Annotated in this window: 13 protein-coding genes; 3 read left to right on the forward strand and 10 right to left on the reverse strand. The window is 72.6% G+C overall.

Features of this window, described 5'->3' with window-relative positions; translation table 11 throughout:
* Positions 1-79: 79 nt before the first annotated feature.
* The 8 genes from ACFV8T_RS21050 to ACFV8T_RS21085 all read right to left on the reverse strand — a co-directional run bounded on the left by ACFV8T_RS21050 (position 80) and on the right by ACFV8T_RS21085 (position 7338).
* Complete coding sequence (locus ACFV8T_RS21050; protein WP_385329458.1) at positions 80-1156, reverse strand: ATP-binding protein; 1077 nt, start codon at positions 1154-1156, stop codon at positions 80-82.
* A complete protein-coding gene (locus tag ACFV8T_RS21055; RefSeq protein ID WP_056794186.1) occupies positions 1153-1890 on the reverse strand; it encodes a response regulator transcription factor in 738 nt (245 codons plus the stop codon). The genes ACFV8T_RS21050 and ACFV8T_RS21055 overlap by 4 nt, the downstream gene beginning before the upstream one ends.
* 223 nt (positions 1891-2113) lie before the next feature.
* A complete protein-coding gene (locus ACFV8T_RS21060; RefSeq protein ID WP_385329461.1) occupies positions 2114-2806 on the reverse strand; it encodes a spermidine synthase in 693 nt (230 codons plus the stop codon).
* Between the two features lie 112 nt (positions 2807-2918).
* Entirely contained in the window at positions 2919-3545 is a 627-nt protein-coding gene (locus tag ACFV8T_RS21065) for a hypothetical protein (protein WP_385329463.1), read from the reverse strand.
* Positions 3542-4888 (reverse strand): hypothetical protein, encoded by a 1347-nt coding sequence (locus ACFV8T_RS21070; RefSeq protein ID WP_385329466.1) that lies wholly within the window; start codon positions 4886-4888, stop codon positions 3542-3544. The genes ACFV8T_RS21065 and ACFV8T_RS21070 overlap by 4 nt, the downstream gene beginning before the upstream one ends.
* Positions 4885-5688, reverse strand: a complete 804-nt coding sequence (locus ACFV8T_RS21075) for an ABC transporter ATP-binding protein (RefSeq protein WP_385329469.1) — start codon at positions 5686-5688, stop codon at positions 4885-4887. The genes ACFV8T_RS21070 and ACFV8T_RS21075 overlap by 4 nt, the downstream gene beginning before the upstream one ends.
* A gap of 10 nt (positions 5689-5698) precedes the next feature.
* Positions 5699-6736, reverse strand: a complete 1038-nt coding sequence (locus ACFV8T_RS21080; RefSeq protein ID WP_385329471.1) for a zf-HC2 domain-containing protein — start codon at positions 6734-6736, stop codon at positions 5699-5701.
* Entirely contained in the window at positions 6733-7338 is a 606-nt protein-coding gene (locus ACFV8T_RS21085) for an RNA polymerase sigma factor (RefSeq protein ID WP_385329474.1), read from the reverse strand. The genes ACFV8T_RS21080 and ACFV8T_RS21085 overlap by 4 nt, the downstream gene beginning before the upstream one ends.
* 135 nt (positions 7339-7473) lie before the next feature.
* On the opposite strand from ACFV8T_RS21085, the gene ACFV8T_RS21090 reads away from it, so the two are divergent.
* On the forward strand, positions 7474-8289 hold the full coding sequence (locus tag ACFV8T_RS21090) for a rhomboid-like protein (RefSeq protein WP_385329477.1): 816 nt from the start codon (positions 7474-7476) through the stop codon (positions 8287-8289).
* Here the strand turns inward: ACFV8T_RS21090 and ACFV8T_RS21095 are convergent.
* The gene (locus ACFV8T_RS21095) at positions 8216-9043 is read right to left on the reverse strand and encodes a nucleotidyltransferase (protein WP_385329479.1); all 828 of its coding nucleotides are present in this window, start codon (positions 9041-9043) and stop codon (positions 8216-8218) included. The two genes, ACFV8T_RS21090 and ACFV8T_RS21095, sit on opposite strands and share 74 nt — an antisense overlap.
* A gap of 204 nt (positions 9044-9247) precedes the next feature.
* Between ACFV8T_RS21095 and lon the strand changes: the two genes are divergently transcribed.
* A complete protein-coding gene (gene lon, locus ACFV8T_RS21100) occupies positions 9248-11680 on the forward strand; it encodes an endopeptidase La (RefSeq protein WP_385329482.1) in 2433 nt (810 codons plus the stop codon).
* A 210-nt stretch (positions 11681-11890) separates the two neighbouring features.
* Here lon and ACFV8T_RS21105 read toward each other — a convergent pair whose 3' ends face one another.
* Positions 11891-12931 carry a TrmB family transcriptional regulator gene (locus ACFV8T_RS21105; RefSeq protein ID WP_385329484.1) on the reverse strand — a complete coding sequence of 347 codons (1041 nt, stop codon included), beginning with the start codon at positions 12929-12931 and terminating at the stop codon, positions 11891-11893.
* Positions 12932-13046: 115 nt separating this feature from the next.
* Here ACFV8T_RS21105 and ACFV8T_RS21110 point away from each other — a divergent pair, with 115 nt between their 5' ends.
* The gene (locus ACFV8T_RS21110; RefSeq protein WP_385329486.1) at positions 13047-15959 is read left to right on the forward strand and encodes a M4 family metallopeptidase; all 2913 of its coding nucleotides are present in this window, start codon (positions 13047-13049) and stop codon (positions 15957-15959) included.
* Positions 15960-15985: the final 26 nt, after the last annotated feature.

Below are 15985 nucleotides of genomic sequence, written 5' to 3' on the forward strand. Positions count from 1 at the left end.
GCATCGCGGCTACGGCCCCCTGGGCCGTACCCCCTTGAAAGGAACACGTAGAACGTGCTCTTCCGGTTCGAACCCTATGTCAACCTCGCGGTTGAGGGACCCCCGGAAGAGTGACCTGGATGCGGCAGCCGCGAACGGATTCGGCCACACCGATGCGTCCGCCGTGCAGATCCACCGCCCAGCGGGCGATTGCCAGGCCCAGGCCCGTACCGCCGTCGCTGCCCGGCCCGTGCGGGGAGGGCACCTCGCCGCGGTTGAAGCGCTCGAAGACCCGGTACCGCTCGGACTCCGGAATGCCCGGCCCCTCGTCCAGGACCTCCAGCGTCAGGGACTCCGGTCCGGGCCCGCGCCGGGCCAGCACGGTGACCCGGCCGTGCGGCGGGCTGTGCTTGACGGCGTTGTCGATCAGATTGGCCACCACCTGGTGCAGGCGTTCCGCGTCCGCGTGCGCGGTCAGCTCCGGCGGCGACACGTCCAGATGCAGATGCACGTCCTTGCGCATGTGGTTCCCGGAACCGGACGACAGCCGGCGGTGCGAGGCGGCGAGGTTCGCCTCCTTCAGCACGCCCGACAGATACGGCCACACCTCGAAACGGCGGGCCTTGAGCGTGACCACCCCGTTGTCCAGGCGGGACAGGTCCAGCAGCGTCTCCACCAGCCTGCCGAGCCGCTCGGTCTGCTTCAGCGCGGTACGCATCGTCTCGGGATCGGCCGAGGACACCCCGTCCACGACGTTCTCCAGCACGGCTCTCAGCGCCGCGATGGGTGTGCGCAGCTCGTGCGAGACATTCGCCACCAGCTCCTTGCGATGCCGGTCCACGGCCTCCAGATCGTCCGCCATGCGGTTGATCGTCTGGGCCAGGTCGCCGAGCTCGTCGCGCCGGTCGGCGCCGCTCACCCGTCTGGTGTAGTCGCCGTGCGAGATGGACCGGGCCACGGTGGTCATCTCGTCCAGCGGCGCGGTCAGACCGTGCGCCACGAACTGGGTGATCAGCAGGGTCGCGATCACCGAGAACACCGTGATGAACCGCAGCTCGGTCCTGGTGCGCACGGCCACCATCAGCAGGCCGGTGGTGATGAAGACCGAGACCACGACGAGCGTGCTCATCTTGGCCTTGATCGAGAAAGGACGCAGTCCGGAACCGGGCCGGGTCATGGAGCCGGGGTCTCCAGGGCATAGCCCACACCGTGCACGGTACGGATCCGTTCCGCGCCGATCTTCCGGCGCAGCGCCTTGATGTGGCTGTCGACCGTACGGGTGCCGGAGGCGTCCGCCCAGTCCCAGACCTCGGCCAGCAACTGCTCCCGGGAGAGCACCGCACGCGGCGTATTGGCCAGACAGACCAGCAGGTCGAACTCGGTCGGCGTGAGGTGGACGTCGTCGGCGCGCACCCTGACCCGGCGCTGCGCGTGATCGATCTCCAGCTCGCCGAGGCGCAGGATCCCGCTGCGCGGCGTCACCGCGGCCAGCGCCGCGCGCTCGACCCGGCGCAGCAGGACATGGACCCGGGCCGCCAGCTCGCGCATCGAGAACGGCTTGGTCATGTAGTCGTCGGCGCCGACCCCGAGACCGACCAGCATGTCCGTCTCGTCGTCCCGGGCGGTCAGCATCAGCACCGGCACCGGCCGCTGGGCCTGCACGCGGCGGCAGACCTCCAGGCCGTCGAAGCCGGGAAGCATGATGTCGAGCACCATCAGATCGGGTTGCCACGCCTCGGCCGCGTCCACTGCCGCCGGGCCGTCGAGTGCGGTCTGCACCAGAAAGCCCTCGGCCCGCAGCCGGGCGGAAATGGCATCGACGATCGTGGGGTCGTCCTCGACCACCAGCACCCGGCGCTGCGCGCCAGGGGTGGCCGCGACGCCGTTGTGGGTGGTGTGTGTCTGTTCCATCGCCCCGCCCCTGCCCCGTTCTCACGGGGGCCATTCCCCCGGACGCACGGTCTTCGCTTGTGGATTTCGTGGGTGATCCCGTTACCGGTCAGCAGCGTAAAGGCAGCGGACTGCTCTCGGCTACGCAGGGTGTAACGCCTCGGGTGCGAGGAAGTGGCGGAGTGTCTGTCTTGTGACGCTTGGCCCCGGGCCTCCGGGGGTCGGCGATACCCGGTGGGGGATCTCAGTCTGTCCGAAGTGCGAGATGCACCACGTCGGGCACACCTCGGGCAACATTGACCTCTTCGGTTCTTACCCCATCGAATCCGGCATTCCGCAGGGCCTGTTCGAAATCGGCGGACGGCTGTGCGGACCACACTGCGAGAACGCCGCCCGGTGTCAGCCGCTCCCGGCAGTCCGCGAGACCGGCGGGGGAGTAGAGGCTCGTGTTGTCCTCGGTGACGGTCCAGTCCGGCCCGTTGTCGATGTCCAGACACAGAGCGTCGTAACGGTCCGTAGTCGTTCTCAGGTACTCGACGAGATCCGTCGTCAGGATCCCGGTCCGCGGATCGGCGAGCGCCGCACCCGAGATCGCGGCCAGCGGCCCCTCCAGGTGCCAGTCCACGATCGCCTGCTCCCGCTCGGCGACGACGATCCGGCCCCACCGCGGCTCGGCGGCGGCCCGGACGAGCGAGAAGCCGACGCCGAGACCCCCGATGAGCACCGACGGGGCCGGCCGGCCGGTGGGCAGGGCGGCCAGCGCCGCGTCGATCAGCAGGCGCTCGGAGCGTCCGTCCGAGGTGTCCATCAGGAAACACCCGTTGGCGATGATCTCGAAGTCGTCGCCCCGCTCCCGCAGAACGACCTCGCCGTGCGGGCCTTCGCGGCGGTCGAGCGTGACGGGGGCGGGAGCGTCGGAGTGGTGGATATGGGGCATGGTGCGGGTCTCCGGTGGATGGCGGACACGGGTCCCCGCCATCCTGTCCGGTCGGCGCGGCCGGAGGCCAGCGGATTGCCGGATCCGTCCGAGGGGGCACCCGCCGCCGGGGCTACCCGCGCTCCGGGCGCGGGCCACGCACCGTGAGGAACACCGCCCCGGCCACGTACGCCGCCCCGGCCACCGCCCACGCAGCGACCTGCGGTCCCGGCTGCATCGGCCAGGCCCACACCGCCGCCGCGCCGCCCGGGGTGCGGGGCGCCGCCAGGTAGACGGCGCCGCCGTAGACCGTCATCGGCAGCCAGCTCAGCCGGGCGCCGAGCAGGGCGACGGAGGCGGCGGCCACCCCGGTCGCGCCGAGCACGTTGCGCACCATGGCCGGTACGCCGAACTCCTCCGGGTGCCCCGGGACCGCCGCCGCGAGCACTCCGGCCGTCAGCACGGTCAGCGTCAGCAGATGCAGCAGCCGGCGCGGCCACCAGCGGCCCACGGCGGTCCGGTCCAGCTCGTCGGAGTGCGAGTGCAGGCTGGTGCCGATCGCCGAGGAGGCGAGCAGCGGGGCCAGCACGACGACCGGGACACGGGCGGTGTGGTCGAAGTACGGCTGGCTCTGCAGCCAGTGGGAGGCCCAGGCGGCGACGAGGGCGACGCAGGCCAGGGTGGCGGTGGTGAGGGGGAGGGCGCGGGAGCGGAGGTAGAGGAGAGGGAGAGCGGTGTGGGCCGACGACTGAGCGCTCACAGGGCCGGCACCTCCGCGGGCTCGCAGCTCTTCAGGGTGGCCAGGAAGCGGCCGAGCCAGGCCCTGCGGTCGGCGTCCGGCATGGTCGTGAGGCGGGTGACGAGGGGGCGGGCGTCCGGGTCCCACGGGGAGTCGTCGCCGGCCAGCCAGGTGCGTACCGCGTCGTCCGTGAGATGCACTCGCTCGGCCACCTTGCGGTCGCTCGTTCTCAAGCCGTCCGGACAGTCGCGGTCCACCAGGGTCAGGGCGGTTTCCGAGGCGTACGCCTGAGGGGCGGTCAGCTTGTTCCGCGTGATGCCCCAGCCGCGCATGACGTGGGCGAGCGCGGCTTCGCCGGCCTTCGGACCGGACTCCGGGTCCACGTATCCGACCGGTGCGCCCGGGACCCCCTCCAACCGCGAGAACATGCCGGCCAGGGCCGCGGAGGCGCTGGGCAGCACCGGGGCGTCGGACGCCTTCACACAGATCTGCGGCGTACCGGCTGCGGGTGCCGAGCAGACCCTGCGCGCCACGGCCGGATCGTCCCGGAACAGATTCTCGCCCGCCGGCGCGATCACCGCCCCCGCCGCGACCGCCAGCACGAGCGGTACGACGGCCAGCAGGCGCCGCCGGGCCGCGTACGCGAGCAGCGCGGTGGCGGCGATGCCGCCGGTCCAGGCCAGCAGGGCCGGCGCGAACCACCACACCGGGACGGACCCTTCGAACGCGTACTGCTGGGCGGGGTTCAGGAACCGGGCGTCCGACTCCACATAGCTCGGGGCCCCCAGGAGCACGTAGAGAACGGCCGCGAGCACCGGGGCGGTCAGCCGCCACCGCACCAGCCGCCCGACCACGAAGCCGACGAAGCCGATGGACAGCAGGGAACCGAGATCCGCGACGACGACCGAGAGGGCCGGACCGCCCGCCCCGGTGTACGGAGCCGTGGCCGCGAACACCACGCCCAGCGCGAGCAGGTACCCGGCCGCCGCCCACAGCACGATCGGTGTCGCGGCCGTCGTCACCTGCGCGAGCCGGCTGCGGGGGACCGAGAGCAGCAGTTCGGCGGTGCGTCGGCGGTGCTCCCGGCCGCCCTGCCAGCAGGTGGCCGCGGCGACGAGCGGGCCGCCGAGCAGCGTCGCCGCCGCGTGCAGCTGGGTCTGGGTCTCGCCCCAGCTCCCCTGCCACTGGGCCGCCTTGCTCCACAGCGGTACGAGGAGGGTGAGCGCGACGGCGAGACCGGTCCAGGGGGCGATCCCGCGCCGGAGTTCGGTGCGCAGGGCGGTGCGCAGGGCGGTGCGGGCCGGGGCCCGCCCGGACGGGGGCTTCCCGGCCGCGGTCCTCACGGACGTGGCGGAGGCTGTCATCGGCTCGCCACCGCCGCCCGGTGCGCCCGCAGCGCGGCGGTGTAGCCGCGCTCGATCGGGTTGCCGTCCGGCCGCTCCGCTCCGCCGTCCGCGGTGCCGCCGAGCTCCGTCAGCTCCCGTGTCGTACCCCGGTACGCGATCCGGCCCGCCTCGATCAGCGTGACATCGGTGCAGGCCGCGGCGACGTCCTCGACCAGATGGGTCGAGACGATCACGGTGGTGGTGCGGCCCAGCTCCCGTATCAGCGCCCGGAAATCGACCCGTTGCTCCGGGTCCAGACCGGCGGTGGGCTCGTCGAGCAGCAGCAGGTCCGGATCGTTGACGATCGCCTGGGCGATGCCGACGCGCCGCACCATGCCGCCCGACAGGGTCTTCACCCGTGAGTCGATCCGGTCCGCCAGACCCACCCGGTCCACCGCGCGTTCCACGGCCGCCGGGACCGTCGCCGCATCCATCTCCTTGAGCCAGGCCACATAGGAGACGAACTCGCGGACCGTGAAGCCCGGGTAGTAGCCGAACTCCTGCGGCAGATAGCCGAGCCTGCGCCGGACCGCCGCCCGGCTGCGGTGGTCCGACTCGGAGCCCACCTCGCTGCCGAGCAGCTCCACCCGGCCGCCGGAGGGCGCGGCGACGGTGGCGAGCACCCGGATCAACGAGGTCTTGCCCGCCCCGTTCGGTCCGAGCAGCCCGTGCACGCCGGGCGCGAAGTCCAGATCGACGGCGTCCAGCGCGGTCGTCCTGCGGTGCCGGACGGTCAGCGCCCTGACCTCGACCGTGTTCACGGCCTCGATACCGCTCATGTGTTCACGCTCACAACTTCTCCAGATGGTCGAAGGATCTACGGCGTACGGCGAGCAGCGCGGCGCACACCAGCGCGCCCGCCGCCCAGCCGGCCTGTGCGGCGGGCCCCGCGAAGTACCGCGCGGCCTCGGCCGCCGCCTCGGCGGTCGCCGGGGGCGACGCGGCGAAGGCGGGAAGGACGACGGCGGCCGCCCAGGCCGCGGCGATGGACGTGGCACCGGTACGGCAGCCGACGTACGAACCGAGGGCGAGCGCCGCCAGCGTCATCGCGAGTCCGGGCAGCAGCCATGCCGCCGCGCCGGGCCACCCGGCGGACGGGGGCAGCGCCGCCCCGGCGAGCGTGAGCGCCGGGATGCTCACGGCGAGCACCGCGGCGGTCCTGGTCAGCAGCAGCGGCAGCCCGCCGGACGGGGTGGTGGCGGTGATCTCGTGCATCGGGTCCGCGTGCCGGCCGTAGGAGAGGGCGACCCCGGCCAGCGGCAGCACCGGCGCGACGACGAGGAGCAGCGGGCGGATGGTGTCCCCGGCCCCGGCCCCGTACGCCAGCGCGAGAGCCCCGACGGCCACCAGCACCAGCGCCAGCAGCCACGGCCCGCGCAGCGCGGGCCCGGCGGCCCACAACAGCCGCCCGGCGCGGGTCGCGGCCCCGGGGAAGCGGTGCCGGACGCTGCGGGGCGACCGGGGGGCGGCTCCCGGGGAGCGGTGCCGGACGCTGCGGGCGGGCCCCCTCGGGTCTTTCGTCCGGATCACGCCGGACTCGCGTGCCCCGGTGCCTGATCCGGCCTGATCCAGACGAAGGACCCTCGCCGGCACCCCCTCCGCCGCCGCCGCGGCCAGTACCCCCGCGCGCACCGCGTCCAGCGCCGCCCCCGCCTCCGGCCGCGTCCGTACCGCCGCCGAGATCCGGGCCGCACATCCCCCGCACGCCTCCAGGTGCTTCTCCACGGACCACGCGTCCGTCTCCGCCACCGAACCGGCGGCGTACCGCCCGGCCAGCTCCTCGCTCACGTGCCAGCGGGGCATGCCGTCGCCTCCCGTCGTGGTCATGCCGTTCCTCCCAGCGGTCCGGCCTCCGCGGCCGACAGCTCCAGTGCGGCACGCAGCTCGCGTCTGGCCCGCATCGCCCGGGTCTTGACCGTGCCCTCGGGTATGCCCAGGAGCCGGGCCGTCTCGCGGGTCGTCAGCCCGTCGATGACCGTGGCGCGCAGGACCTCCCGCAGTTCGGGCGAGATCCGGTCGAGCGCGGCGCCCACATCCCCGTACTCCAGCCCGGCGAGCACCCGCTCCTCGGCGGACGGCGCGGTGGCGGCCCACTCGTTGCTCCCGGTCCGTCCGGCCCGGTTGGCGAGATCGGTACGGGCATGGACCCGCTGGGCGTCCACCAGCCGGCGCGAGGCGATCACCCACAGCCAGCCGCCGACCCGGGCACCGCGGTGCGAACCGGCGGAGCGCCAGACCGTCACGAAGGTGTCCTGGAGAACCTCCCGTACGGTCTCGGCATCCGCGCACCGCCTGCCCAGCCGGGCCAGCAGCCAGCCGGCGTGCCGGTCGTAGAGCGTCGCCAGGGCTTCCGTGTCCCCCTGCGCGACGGCACGCAGCAGGGCGTCGTCGTCGTTCGGGTCCTCCCCCGAGGGGCGCAACAGCTTCACACCTCTCTATCGGGCGACGGACCCGGGCCGGTTCACGGACGGCGCGTGTGGTTCACGCCATGGACGGCGCGGGGGATGATCACAGAAGGCAGGGCGTTGCTTTGGGGGGCTTGTGACGGAAAGGGGCCTCACGCGGTGCATCAGCGTACGGACAGGGCGGTCCGCGAAGAACCCTTCGCGGCTCCGCTGCTCGACGCCATCCCGCGCCAGAGCCGCACGGGCGACACCGCCGCCCCGCCGCCTCCGGTCCGCAGGGCCCGCCGATGGCCGCGGCTGCTGCCGACGCCCACCGGTACCCCGTTCACCTTCGGATACCTGCTGGTGCTGGTCGCCACGTCCCTCTTCATGGAGTACGCCGATCCCGACACCGTCGCCGCCGTGCTGCGCGAATCGAGCACGGACGTCGCGCACCTCGGCGAGACCCCGCTGCTCGTCCTGGTGGCCAGCGCCCTGTGGGTCGTCGGCGGGCTCACCTCCCCGTACGTCTTCGCCTTCGCTCTCGTGCTGACCGCGCTGGAACGCCGCATCGGGGGGTGGCGGACCGCCGCGGTGTTCCTGCTCGGTCATGTCGTGGCGACGCTCGCCACGGAGATCCCGGTCGGGCTCTCCGTGGTCGTCGGGCATCTGCCGGAGTCGTCGCTGCACCGACTCGACTACGGCATCAGCTTCGGGCTGCTGGCGAGCGTGGGCGCGCTCACCGGACTGCTCACCCCGCTGGTGCGGGTGCTGGTGCTCGGCGGGGTGGGCGCGATGCTCGTGCGCGACCTGCTCGATCTGGACAACCCGCTCGCCAACTGGGGCCATCCGCTGGCACTGCTGCTCGGTGTGGCCTGCTGGCCGCTGCTGCGCCGGGCCGGTGCGGTCAGGGGAGCGGTGGTCAGGGGCGTGGTGTCTTCTCGCCGTGCACCGCGAGGTACTCGGCCGCCAGCCAGGGGGCCAGGTCGTCGATGAGTGCCGCGACGACGGCCGGGTCGGCGGAGGGGTTGCGGCCGATGTGCGCGGCCAGCCGCATCTGCTCGATCCGCTCCGGGTGGTCCGGGTAGTAGCGGGCGAACACCTCGGCGGACTCGGCCAGGTCGCTGGTCCAGCCGCGCCACCGCGGCATGACCAGGGTGAAGCCGGACCGGACGAGACGGCGGGCGACGCCCCGGCTCAGATATCGGCGTTCGGCGTCCGTGGTGGCTTCTGCGGCCCTTCGCCGCCAGCGGGGGAGCAGGAGATACAGGTCCCCGTTGGTCTCGCGGGCGAGCAGCGGGGTCGGACGACAGTGCGGCAGCTGTCCGGCGAGATCCTCGCCCAGCAGCGGGGTGCAGAGGCAGGCGACGAAGAAGCCGAGGTCGTTGCGTTCGAGCTCGCTGGTGAGGGTCTCGGCGCGGGACAGCAGGATGCCGACGCCGTCGATCACGTCGAACGAGGCGTCCAGCTCGGCCTCCAAGGCGCGGGCCGTCACTTCGTCGGCGGCCGTGGGCGCGCCGCGCAGGGCCAGCAGCAGATCCAGGTCGGAGACACCGGGAATGGCCGCGCCGCGCGGAATGCTGCCGTAGATGTACGCGCTGTGCAGCCGCGTGCCGTCGAACGCCTCGGCGATCCGGGACCGGGCCGCCGCCACCACGGGGGCGAATGCCTCGGGCACCCGGCTCAGCGAGCCCTCCCGCCGGATCGTCCCGTCCTGGTTCAGCCCTCGGCCGCCGCTGTCGTCGTCCATGCGGGCACTGTGCCCGCATTTCCGTGACGAGCCGAATGGTTTATCCGCCCCGACGGACGGGGGCGGGGGCCGGGGCCCGGCGACCGGGGGTCGGGGCGCGAGCGCGACCGCTCGATCGCTCACAGCGAACACTCCCCGGGGAACAATAGGCCGCTCAGGAGCATTGAGTCTGGATAGCTCAACTTGACTGCCGAAGGGGAGATCATGGCTATCGATTCGAATGCGGTCACTCCGCTCGCCCTGCCCGTGCTGCCGCTCGACGACGAGGTCGTGCTGCCCGGGATGGTGGTGCCTCTGGACCTGTCCGACACCGATGTACGTGCCGCCGTGGAGGCCGCGCAGGCCGCGGCCCGGGACGGCGGCGGCAAGCCCGAGGTGCTTCTGGTGCCGCGGATCGACGGGACGTACACCGGCACCGGTGTCATCGGCACCGTCGAACAGGTCGGACGGCTTTCGGACGGAGATCCGGGCGCGCTGATCCGCGGCCGGGGCCGGGTGCGGATCGGGGCCGGGACCAGCGGGCCGGGGGGAGCGCTCTGGGTGGAGGGGACACGGGTCGACACGGTCGTCCCCGACCCGCTTCCCGGCGCCGCCGCCGAGCTGGTCAAGGAGTACAAGGCGCTCGCCACCAGCTGGCTGAAGAAGCGCGGCGCCTGGCAGGTCGTGGACCGGGTCCAGCAGATCGAGGACATCTCCGCGCTCGCCGACAATTCCGGTTACTCGCCCTTCCTCACCACCGCCCAGAAGGTGCAGCTCCTGGAGACCACGGACCCGGTCGCCCGGCTGAAGCTCGCCATCCAGTGGCTCGGTGAACACCTCGCCGAGCAGGACGTCGCCGAGTCGATCGCCAAGGACGTCCAGGAGGGCGTCGACAAGCAGCAGCGCGAATTCCTGCTGCGGCGCCAGCTCGAAGCCGTCCGCAAGGAGCTCTCCGATCTCAACGGCGGTCCTGGTTCCGGCGCAGACGAGTCCGACGACTACCGGGCCCGGGTCGAGGCCGCCGACCTTCCCGAGCATGTCCGCGAGGCCGCGCTCAAGGAGGTCGACAAGCTGGAGCGCTCCTCCGACCAGAGCCCCGAGGGCTCCTGGATCAGGACCTGGCTCGACACCGTCCTCGAACTGCCGTGGACCGAGCGGACCGAGGACGCCTACGACATCCGGGGCGCCCAGCGCATCCTCGACGCCGAGCACGCGGGGCTCCAGGACGTGAAGGAGCGCATCACCGAGTACCTCGCCGTCCGCAAGCGGCGTTCCGACCGTGGCCTGGGGGTCGTCGGCGGGCGGCGCGGCGGTGCCGTGCTGGCGCTGGTGGGGCCTCCGGGCGTGGGCAAGACCTCGCTCGGGGAGTCCGTCGCGCACGCCATGGGCCGCAAGTTCGTCCGCGTCGCGCTCGGCGGTGTGCGGGACGAGGCGGAGATCCGCGGCCACCGGCGTACGTACGTCGGCGCCCTGCCGGGACGTATCGTCCGGGCGATCAAGGAGGCCGGTTCGATGAACCCGGTCGTCCTGCTCGACGAGATCGACAAGGTCGGCTCCGACTTCCGGGGCGACCCGGCCGCCGCCCTCCTCGAAGTCCTCGACCCGGCGCAGAACCACACCTTCCGGGACCACTACCTGGAGGTCGAGCTCGACCTCAGCGACGTCGTCTTCCTGGCCACGGCCAATGTGCTCGAAGCCATCCCGGAGGCCCTGCTCGACCGCATGGAGCTGGTCAGGCTCGACGGCTACACCGAGGACGAGAAGGTCGTCATCGCCCGGGACCACCTGCTCCCGCGCCAGCTGGAGCGGGCCGGTCTGGGGAAGGACGAGGTGACGCTCGACGAGTCCGCGCTGCGCAAGCTGGCCGGCGAGTACACCCGTGAAGCGGGCGTACGGAACCTGGAGCGGGCCGTCGCCCGGCTGCTCCGCAAGGTCGCGGCCCAGCACGAACTGGGCGACCGGGAGCTTCCGTTCACGGTCACCGAAGCGGATCTGCGCGGTCTGATCGGGCGTCCGCACCACGTCCCCGAGTCCGCCCAGGACCCGGCCGAGCGCCGCACCTCGGTGCCGGGCGTGGCCACCGGGCTCGCGGTGACCGGCGCGGGCGGCGACGTGCTGTTCGTGGAGGCGTCGCTGGCCGACCCGGAGACCGGGGCGTCCGGACTGACCCTCACCGGCCAGCTCGGCGACGTCATGAAGGAGTCCGCGCAGATCGCGCTGAGCTTCCTGCGCTCGCACGGCGCGGAGCTGGAACTGCCCGTCGCGGACCTGAAGGACCGCGGCGCGCACATCCACTTCCCGGCGGGCGCGGTCCCGAAGGACGGCCCGAGCGCCGGTATCACCATGACGACGGCGCTGGCCTCGTTGCTCTCCGGACGGCTGGTCCGCACGGACGTGGCGATGACCGGTGAGGTCTCGCTGACCGGACGGGTGCTGCCGATCGGCGGCCTGAAGCAGAAGCTGCTGGCCGCACACCGCGCCGGGATCACCACCGTGGTGATCCCGAAGCGGAACGAGGCCGACCTGGACGACGTCCCCGCCGAGGTGCTGGACACGCTGGAGGTCCACCCGGTGACCGATGTCCGCCAGGTCCTGGAGATCGCCCTGGCCCCGGCCTCCGCGACCAGGCCCGAGGAGAGGATCCCGGCCGCGGCGTAGCCGCCACGGCGTGACGGACGTGGCACCGCGTACGCGACCGGTACGGACGGCCCGCCTCCCGGCAACGGGTGGGCGGGCCGTTCCGCGTGCGCCGGAGGTGCGTGCAGGCGGGCCGTTCCGCGTGCTCCGCAGGTGCGTACCGGCAACCGGCCCCGGCCGACGGTGCGCGCCGTCACCCGCCCCGCACCGGCCGCCGTCCCGCACCGGTGGTCACACCTCCAGCCACCCCCGCAGCGTCGCCTGCGCCCCCGCCTGGAAGCGCGTCTGGGCCCCCAGCGAATCCAGCAGCACGCTGATCCGGCGCCGGGCCGTGTGCACATGGACGCCCAGCCGGCGCGCTATCGCCTCGTCCTTCAGCCCCGCCGCGAGCAGCCCGAGCAGTTCCTTCTGCGGTTCCGGCAGCGGCCCGCCCGAGCCGCCCAGCGGAGTCGCCCGCTCCCACACCGTCTCGAACAGCGGCACCAGCGCGTTGCGCAGCAGCGCGTCGCCGACGACCAGGGCGGAGGCCGTCGGGTCGGAGGCGTCGCTCGGCGGCAGCAGGGTGATCCGCCCGTCCACGATGATCAGCTTGGTCGGTACGCCCGGCGCGACCCGGGCCCGCAGCCCCCGCTCGACCAGTCCGGTCAGCGAGCGCATCCGGCCCGGGTAGCTCACGCCCTCCCGGTCCAGCACCGTGCGTACCCGTACGCCCCGGTCCAGCACCGTGCGTACCCGTACGCCCCGGTCCAGCAGCGCCTCGATGTCCAGCCCGGGGGAGCGTGAACTCCCCTTCCGCGGCAGGCCCTTCACGTAGGGCGGCCGGTCGAGGATCGCCACCTCGTGCTCGGCGGAGGCCAGCAGGTACTCCGCGCGTTCGCCGATGGCGTGCGGGCCGACGACCACCTCGATGCCGTCCTCCGGGGCGGTGGGCGAGCCGGACATCAGCCGGCCGGCCAGCCGGTCGGCGTTCATCCGGAGCTGTTCCAACTCGGCCGAGCGCAGATGGAGTTCCGCCTGACGGCGGTGGATGAGCGCGCGGATCGCACCGGCCGGGGTCGCCGCCCGCGGCAGCGCATCCGGTTCGCCGGGCGGTCCGGGCAGGGCGAAGCCGTGTTCGGCCAGCCGGTCGAGCGTCGCCGCCAGCAGCTCCGGTGTCATGTCCAGCAGTGCGGCGAGCTCCTGCGCGTCGGCGGCATTTCCCGCGAGCAGTGCCTCGTATACGCGTTGCTCGGCCTCCCCGAGACCGAGATCCCGCAGCTCCCCCTGGATCATGCCTGGATTCTCACTCCGTTTTCACAAGCCACACAAGTGGGCGTGCCCACTTGTCAACACGGCTGTCACATTGATCCATTGATGCCCCACGGGTTGCATGGCCATGACGACTTGGATGGTTTCCAGGCACGTGGGAGGGGTCGAATTGCGTACGTCCAGAAGAGGTTCACGCGGATCCACGGCGGCGAGGGGAAGCGGCGCACCGAGGGGGAGCGGCATACCGAGGGGCGCTGCCCTGGCCGCTCTGCTCGGCAGCGCGGCGCTCGTCGTGACCGCGCTCCCGGCCCAGGCGGTCACCCCGTCGGCCGCCGCGCCACGGTCCGAGGTCGTCCCCGGGGACGGCACCGCCACCCCGGCCCTCGTCGACGCGATCTCCGAGCGGGTGGACGCGGGGGCGAAGCCGGCCGACGCGGCCCGCAGCCACCTCGCCGACCGGAAGAGCCGCTACCGGATCGCCGATCCCCAGCGGGATCTGACGCCCGTGCAGTCGCTCACCAGCGGCTCCGAGGAGACGGTGCGGTTCCAGCAGAAGCACCACGGCGTCGAGGTGCTCGGCGGCCAGTACGTCGTACGGATGGAGAAGAAGGCCGGGAAGCGCGTCGTCACCGGCACCTCGGGCAAGTACTTCACCGGGCTGACGACCGGCACCGAGGCGAAGGTCGACGCGGAGCTCGCCGTGCGCCGCGCCGTCGCCACGACCGCGTCCCGGCTCGGTGGCAACACGCTGACCGAGGCCGACGCGGTCCGCGCGAAGGGGAAGAAGTCCGCACGGGCGGCCGCGCTCACCGGTACCGCGCGGGGGCTCGTGGTCATCCCGAAGGGGGCCGGGGTCCTGGCCCAGCACGTCACCGTGCGCGGTACGGACCCGGCCACCGGCGAGCCGGTGCTCCAGGAGGTCTACATCGACGCCGCGGCCGGCTTCCCGGTCCTCCAGTACAGCGGCATCAAGACCCTGACCGCGCCGGACGCGACCTCCGCGGCGGGCACACCCGCGAAGGCCGCCGCCGCCAAGGCCGCGCCGGCCGCCGGGGCGGGCGACGACTTCCCGGGCGTCAAGGGCACCGGTCTGCGTGTCGACGGCAGCAAGGTCCCGCTCGACCTCTACTACGACAGCGGCAACGACAAGTACCTCATGGAGGACTACTCCCGGCAGTGGGACACCAGCAAGGGTGTACTCGCCACCTGGGACGCCCAGGGTGTCGACGTCGGCGAGGCGTCCGGCCGCTGGCCCAGCGGGATCAGCGTGTTCAGCCACCCCACCAGTGACTTCGGCAAGGAGGCCGGCCAGTCCGGCGCGACGGACGCGCACTGGGCGGCCGGCCAGGTCTACGACTACTACAGGAAGCATCACGGCCGGGACAGCCTCGACGGCCGCGGCATGAACATCAACTCGCTGGTCGGGGTGACCCTCAACGGCAGGCCGTACGTCAACGCCTTCTGGGACGGCCAGAAGATGGTCTACGGCAGCGGCGACAGCGAGTACAAGCCGCTCTCCGCCGACCTCGACGTGGTCGGCCACGAGATGACCCACGGCGTCGTCGAGAGCACCGCGAACCTCGTCTACGCGGGCCAGTCCGGCGCGATGAACGAGGCGATAGCCGACTACTTCGGCAACGCCATCGACGTCACCGCCTCCGGCACGGCCATGGACGACCCGGACGCGGGGCTGATCGGCGAGGACCTGTGCCGTACCACCGCGCCCCGCGCCTGTGCCTTCCGTGATCTCAACGACGGCGCCACCACCTCGAAGAACCACCTCGGCGTGGCCTTCTCCACCGACAACGGCGGTGTGCACCTCAACTCCACGATCTACTCCGGCGCCCTCTGGGACATCCGCGAGGACCTCGGTGCCGAGCTCGCCGACAAGATCGCCTACCGGGCGCTCGACTCCTATCTGACCCCGCTCGACGGCTTCACCGAGGGGCGCAACGCCACCATCGCGGCAGCCCGGGAGCTGGGTGTCACGGCGAAGCAACTGGCGGTCGTCAAGCGGTCGTTCGACGCCCATGGCATCGTCCCGGGCTGGGAGAAGGCGCTCGGCGTCGACTCCGACAAGCTCTTCGGCAAGCTCAACATCGCCGGAACGGGCGTCGGCGCGGGCGGCGGCTGGTGGGCCACGTCCAAGTCGAACGACGACGGCTCGGAGCCGTACTCCGTCTACGCCGGACGCACCGACGGCAAGGGGGCGCCCAAGCTGATCAGCCCCAACGACGGCCGCTACCACGTGTATCCGGCGACCGACGGCAAGACCGTGGTGTGGGCGGCGTTCGGTGACACCGGCGTCGACATCCTGAGCCGCCCGATCGCGGGCGGTCCGGTCAAGACCGTCTGGACGTCCTTCACCGGCGTCGAGGGGCTGCGGGTCGACGGCGACCTGGTGGTCTTCACCGAGTACGACCCGTTCGGCAGCCAGCACGTCGGCTATGTGAACACCCGGACCGGCAAGCAGGCCTACGTGGACGGTGGCAAGTACTACCTCTCCACCGCGGTCGGATCCGTCAAGGGCTCCACGATCGCCTACGGGAAGCTCTACCCGGGCGAGAACGAGTACGAGCTGGGCGTCGAGGTGCTCGACGTGACCACCGGGAAGACCAAGCTGCTGCCGCAGAGCGGGACACCGCAGGCGCTCGGCCAGACCGCGGTCACCAAGGACTCCGTGGTGTGGCTGGTCGACGAGGTGGCGGACCGGGGCCAGTTCGCGGTGCGCCGGTCGAACCCGGACGGCACCGGGCTCAAGGACATCAGCCCGGAGACCGGTGACGGCGCGCTCTTCGCGTACGACCTGACGGCGTCCGACGACGCGGTCACCGTGACGGCGCAGACCCCGGACACGGTGTACCGCAACGAGACGCTGCCCAAGCTGTGGCAGCTGACCCCGGACGGATCGCGTGTCCAGCGGGTCTCCTGCAACCGTGGCGAGCAGTCGTCCGCGGCGGCCGACGGCGGCAGGCGGGTGGTGTGGATCGACGGCACCACCGGCTGGACCGACCTGGTGACGCGGGAGCGGCCCGCGGGCAACTGCGGCTGACGTACCCCCTGCCCGGCAGGACCCCC

Origin of the sequence: Streptomyces sp. NPDC059832 (assembly GCF_042731715.1) — a bacterium.
Classification (GTDB): Bacteria; Actinomycetota; Actinomycetes; order Streptomycetales; family Streptomycetaceae; genus Streptomyces.

Bases quoted from the DNA above. Each gene is read 5' to 3' on its own strand.
- ACFV8T_RS21050 (WP_385329458.1), bottom strand. From the start codon at position 1,156: ATGACCCGGCCCGGTTCCGGACTGCGTCCTTTCTCGATCAAGGCCAAG.
- ACFV8T_RS21055 (WP_056794186.1), bottom strand. From the start codon at position 1,890: ATGGAACAGACACACACCACCCACAACGGCGTCGCGGCCACCCCTGGC.
- ACFV8T_RS21060 (WP_385329461.1), bottom strand. From the start codon at position 2,806: ATGCCCCATATCCACCACTCCGACGCTCCCGCCCCCGTCACGCTCGAC.
- ACFV8T_RS21070 (WP_385329466.1), bottom strand. From the start codon at position 4,888: ATGACAGCCTCCGCCACGTCCGTGAGGACCGCGGCCGGGAAGCCCCCG.
- ACFV8T_RS21075 (WP_385329469.1), bottom strand. From the start codon at position 5,688: ATGAGCGGTATCGAGGCCGTGAACACGGTCGAGGTCAGGGCGCTGACC.
- ACFV8T_RS21080 (WP_385329471.1), bottom strand. From the start codon at position 6,736: ATGACCACGACGGGAGGCGACGGCATGCCCCGCTGGCACGTGAGCGAG.
- ACFV8T_RS21095 (WP_385329479.1), bottom strand. From the start codon at position 9,043: ATGGACGACGACAGCGGCGGCCGAGGGCTGAACCAGGACGGGACGATC.
- lon (WP_385329482.1), top strand. From the start codon at position 9,248: ATGGCTATCGATTCGAATGCGGTCACTCCGCTCGCCCTGCCCGTGCTG.
- ACFV8T_RS21105 (WP_385329484.1), bottom strand. From the start codon at position 12,931: ATGATCCAGGGGGAGCTGCGGGATCTCGGTCTCGGGGAGGCCGAGCAA.
- ACFV8T_RS21110 (WP_385329486.1), top strand. From the start codon at position 13,047: ATGGTTTCCAGGCACGTGGGAGGGGTCGAATTGCGTACGTCCAGAAGA.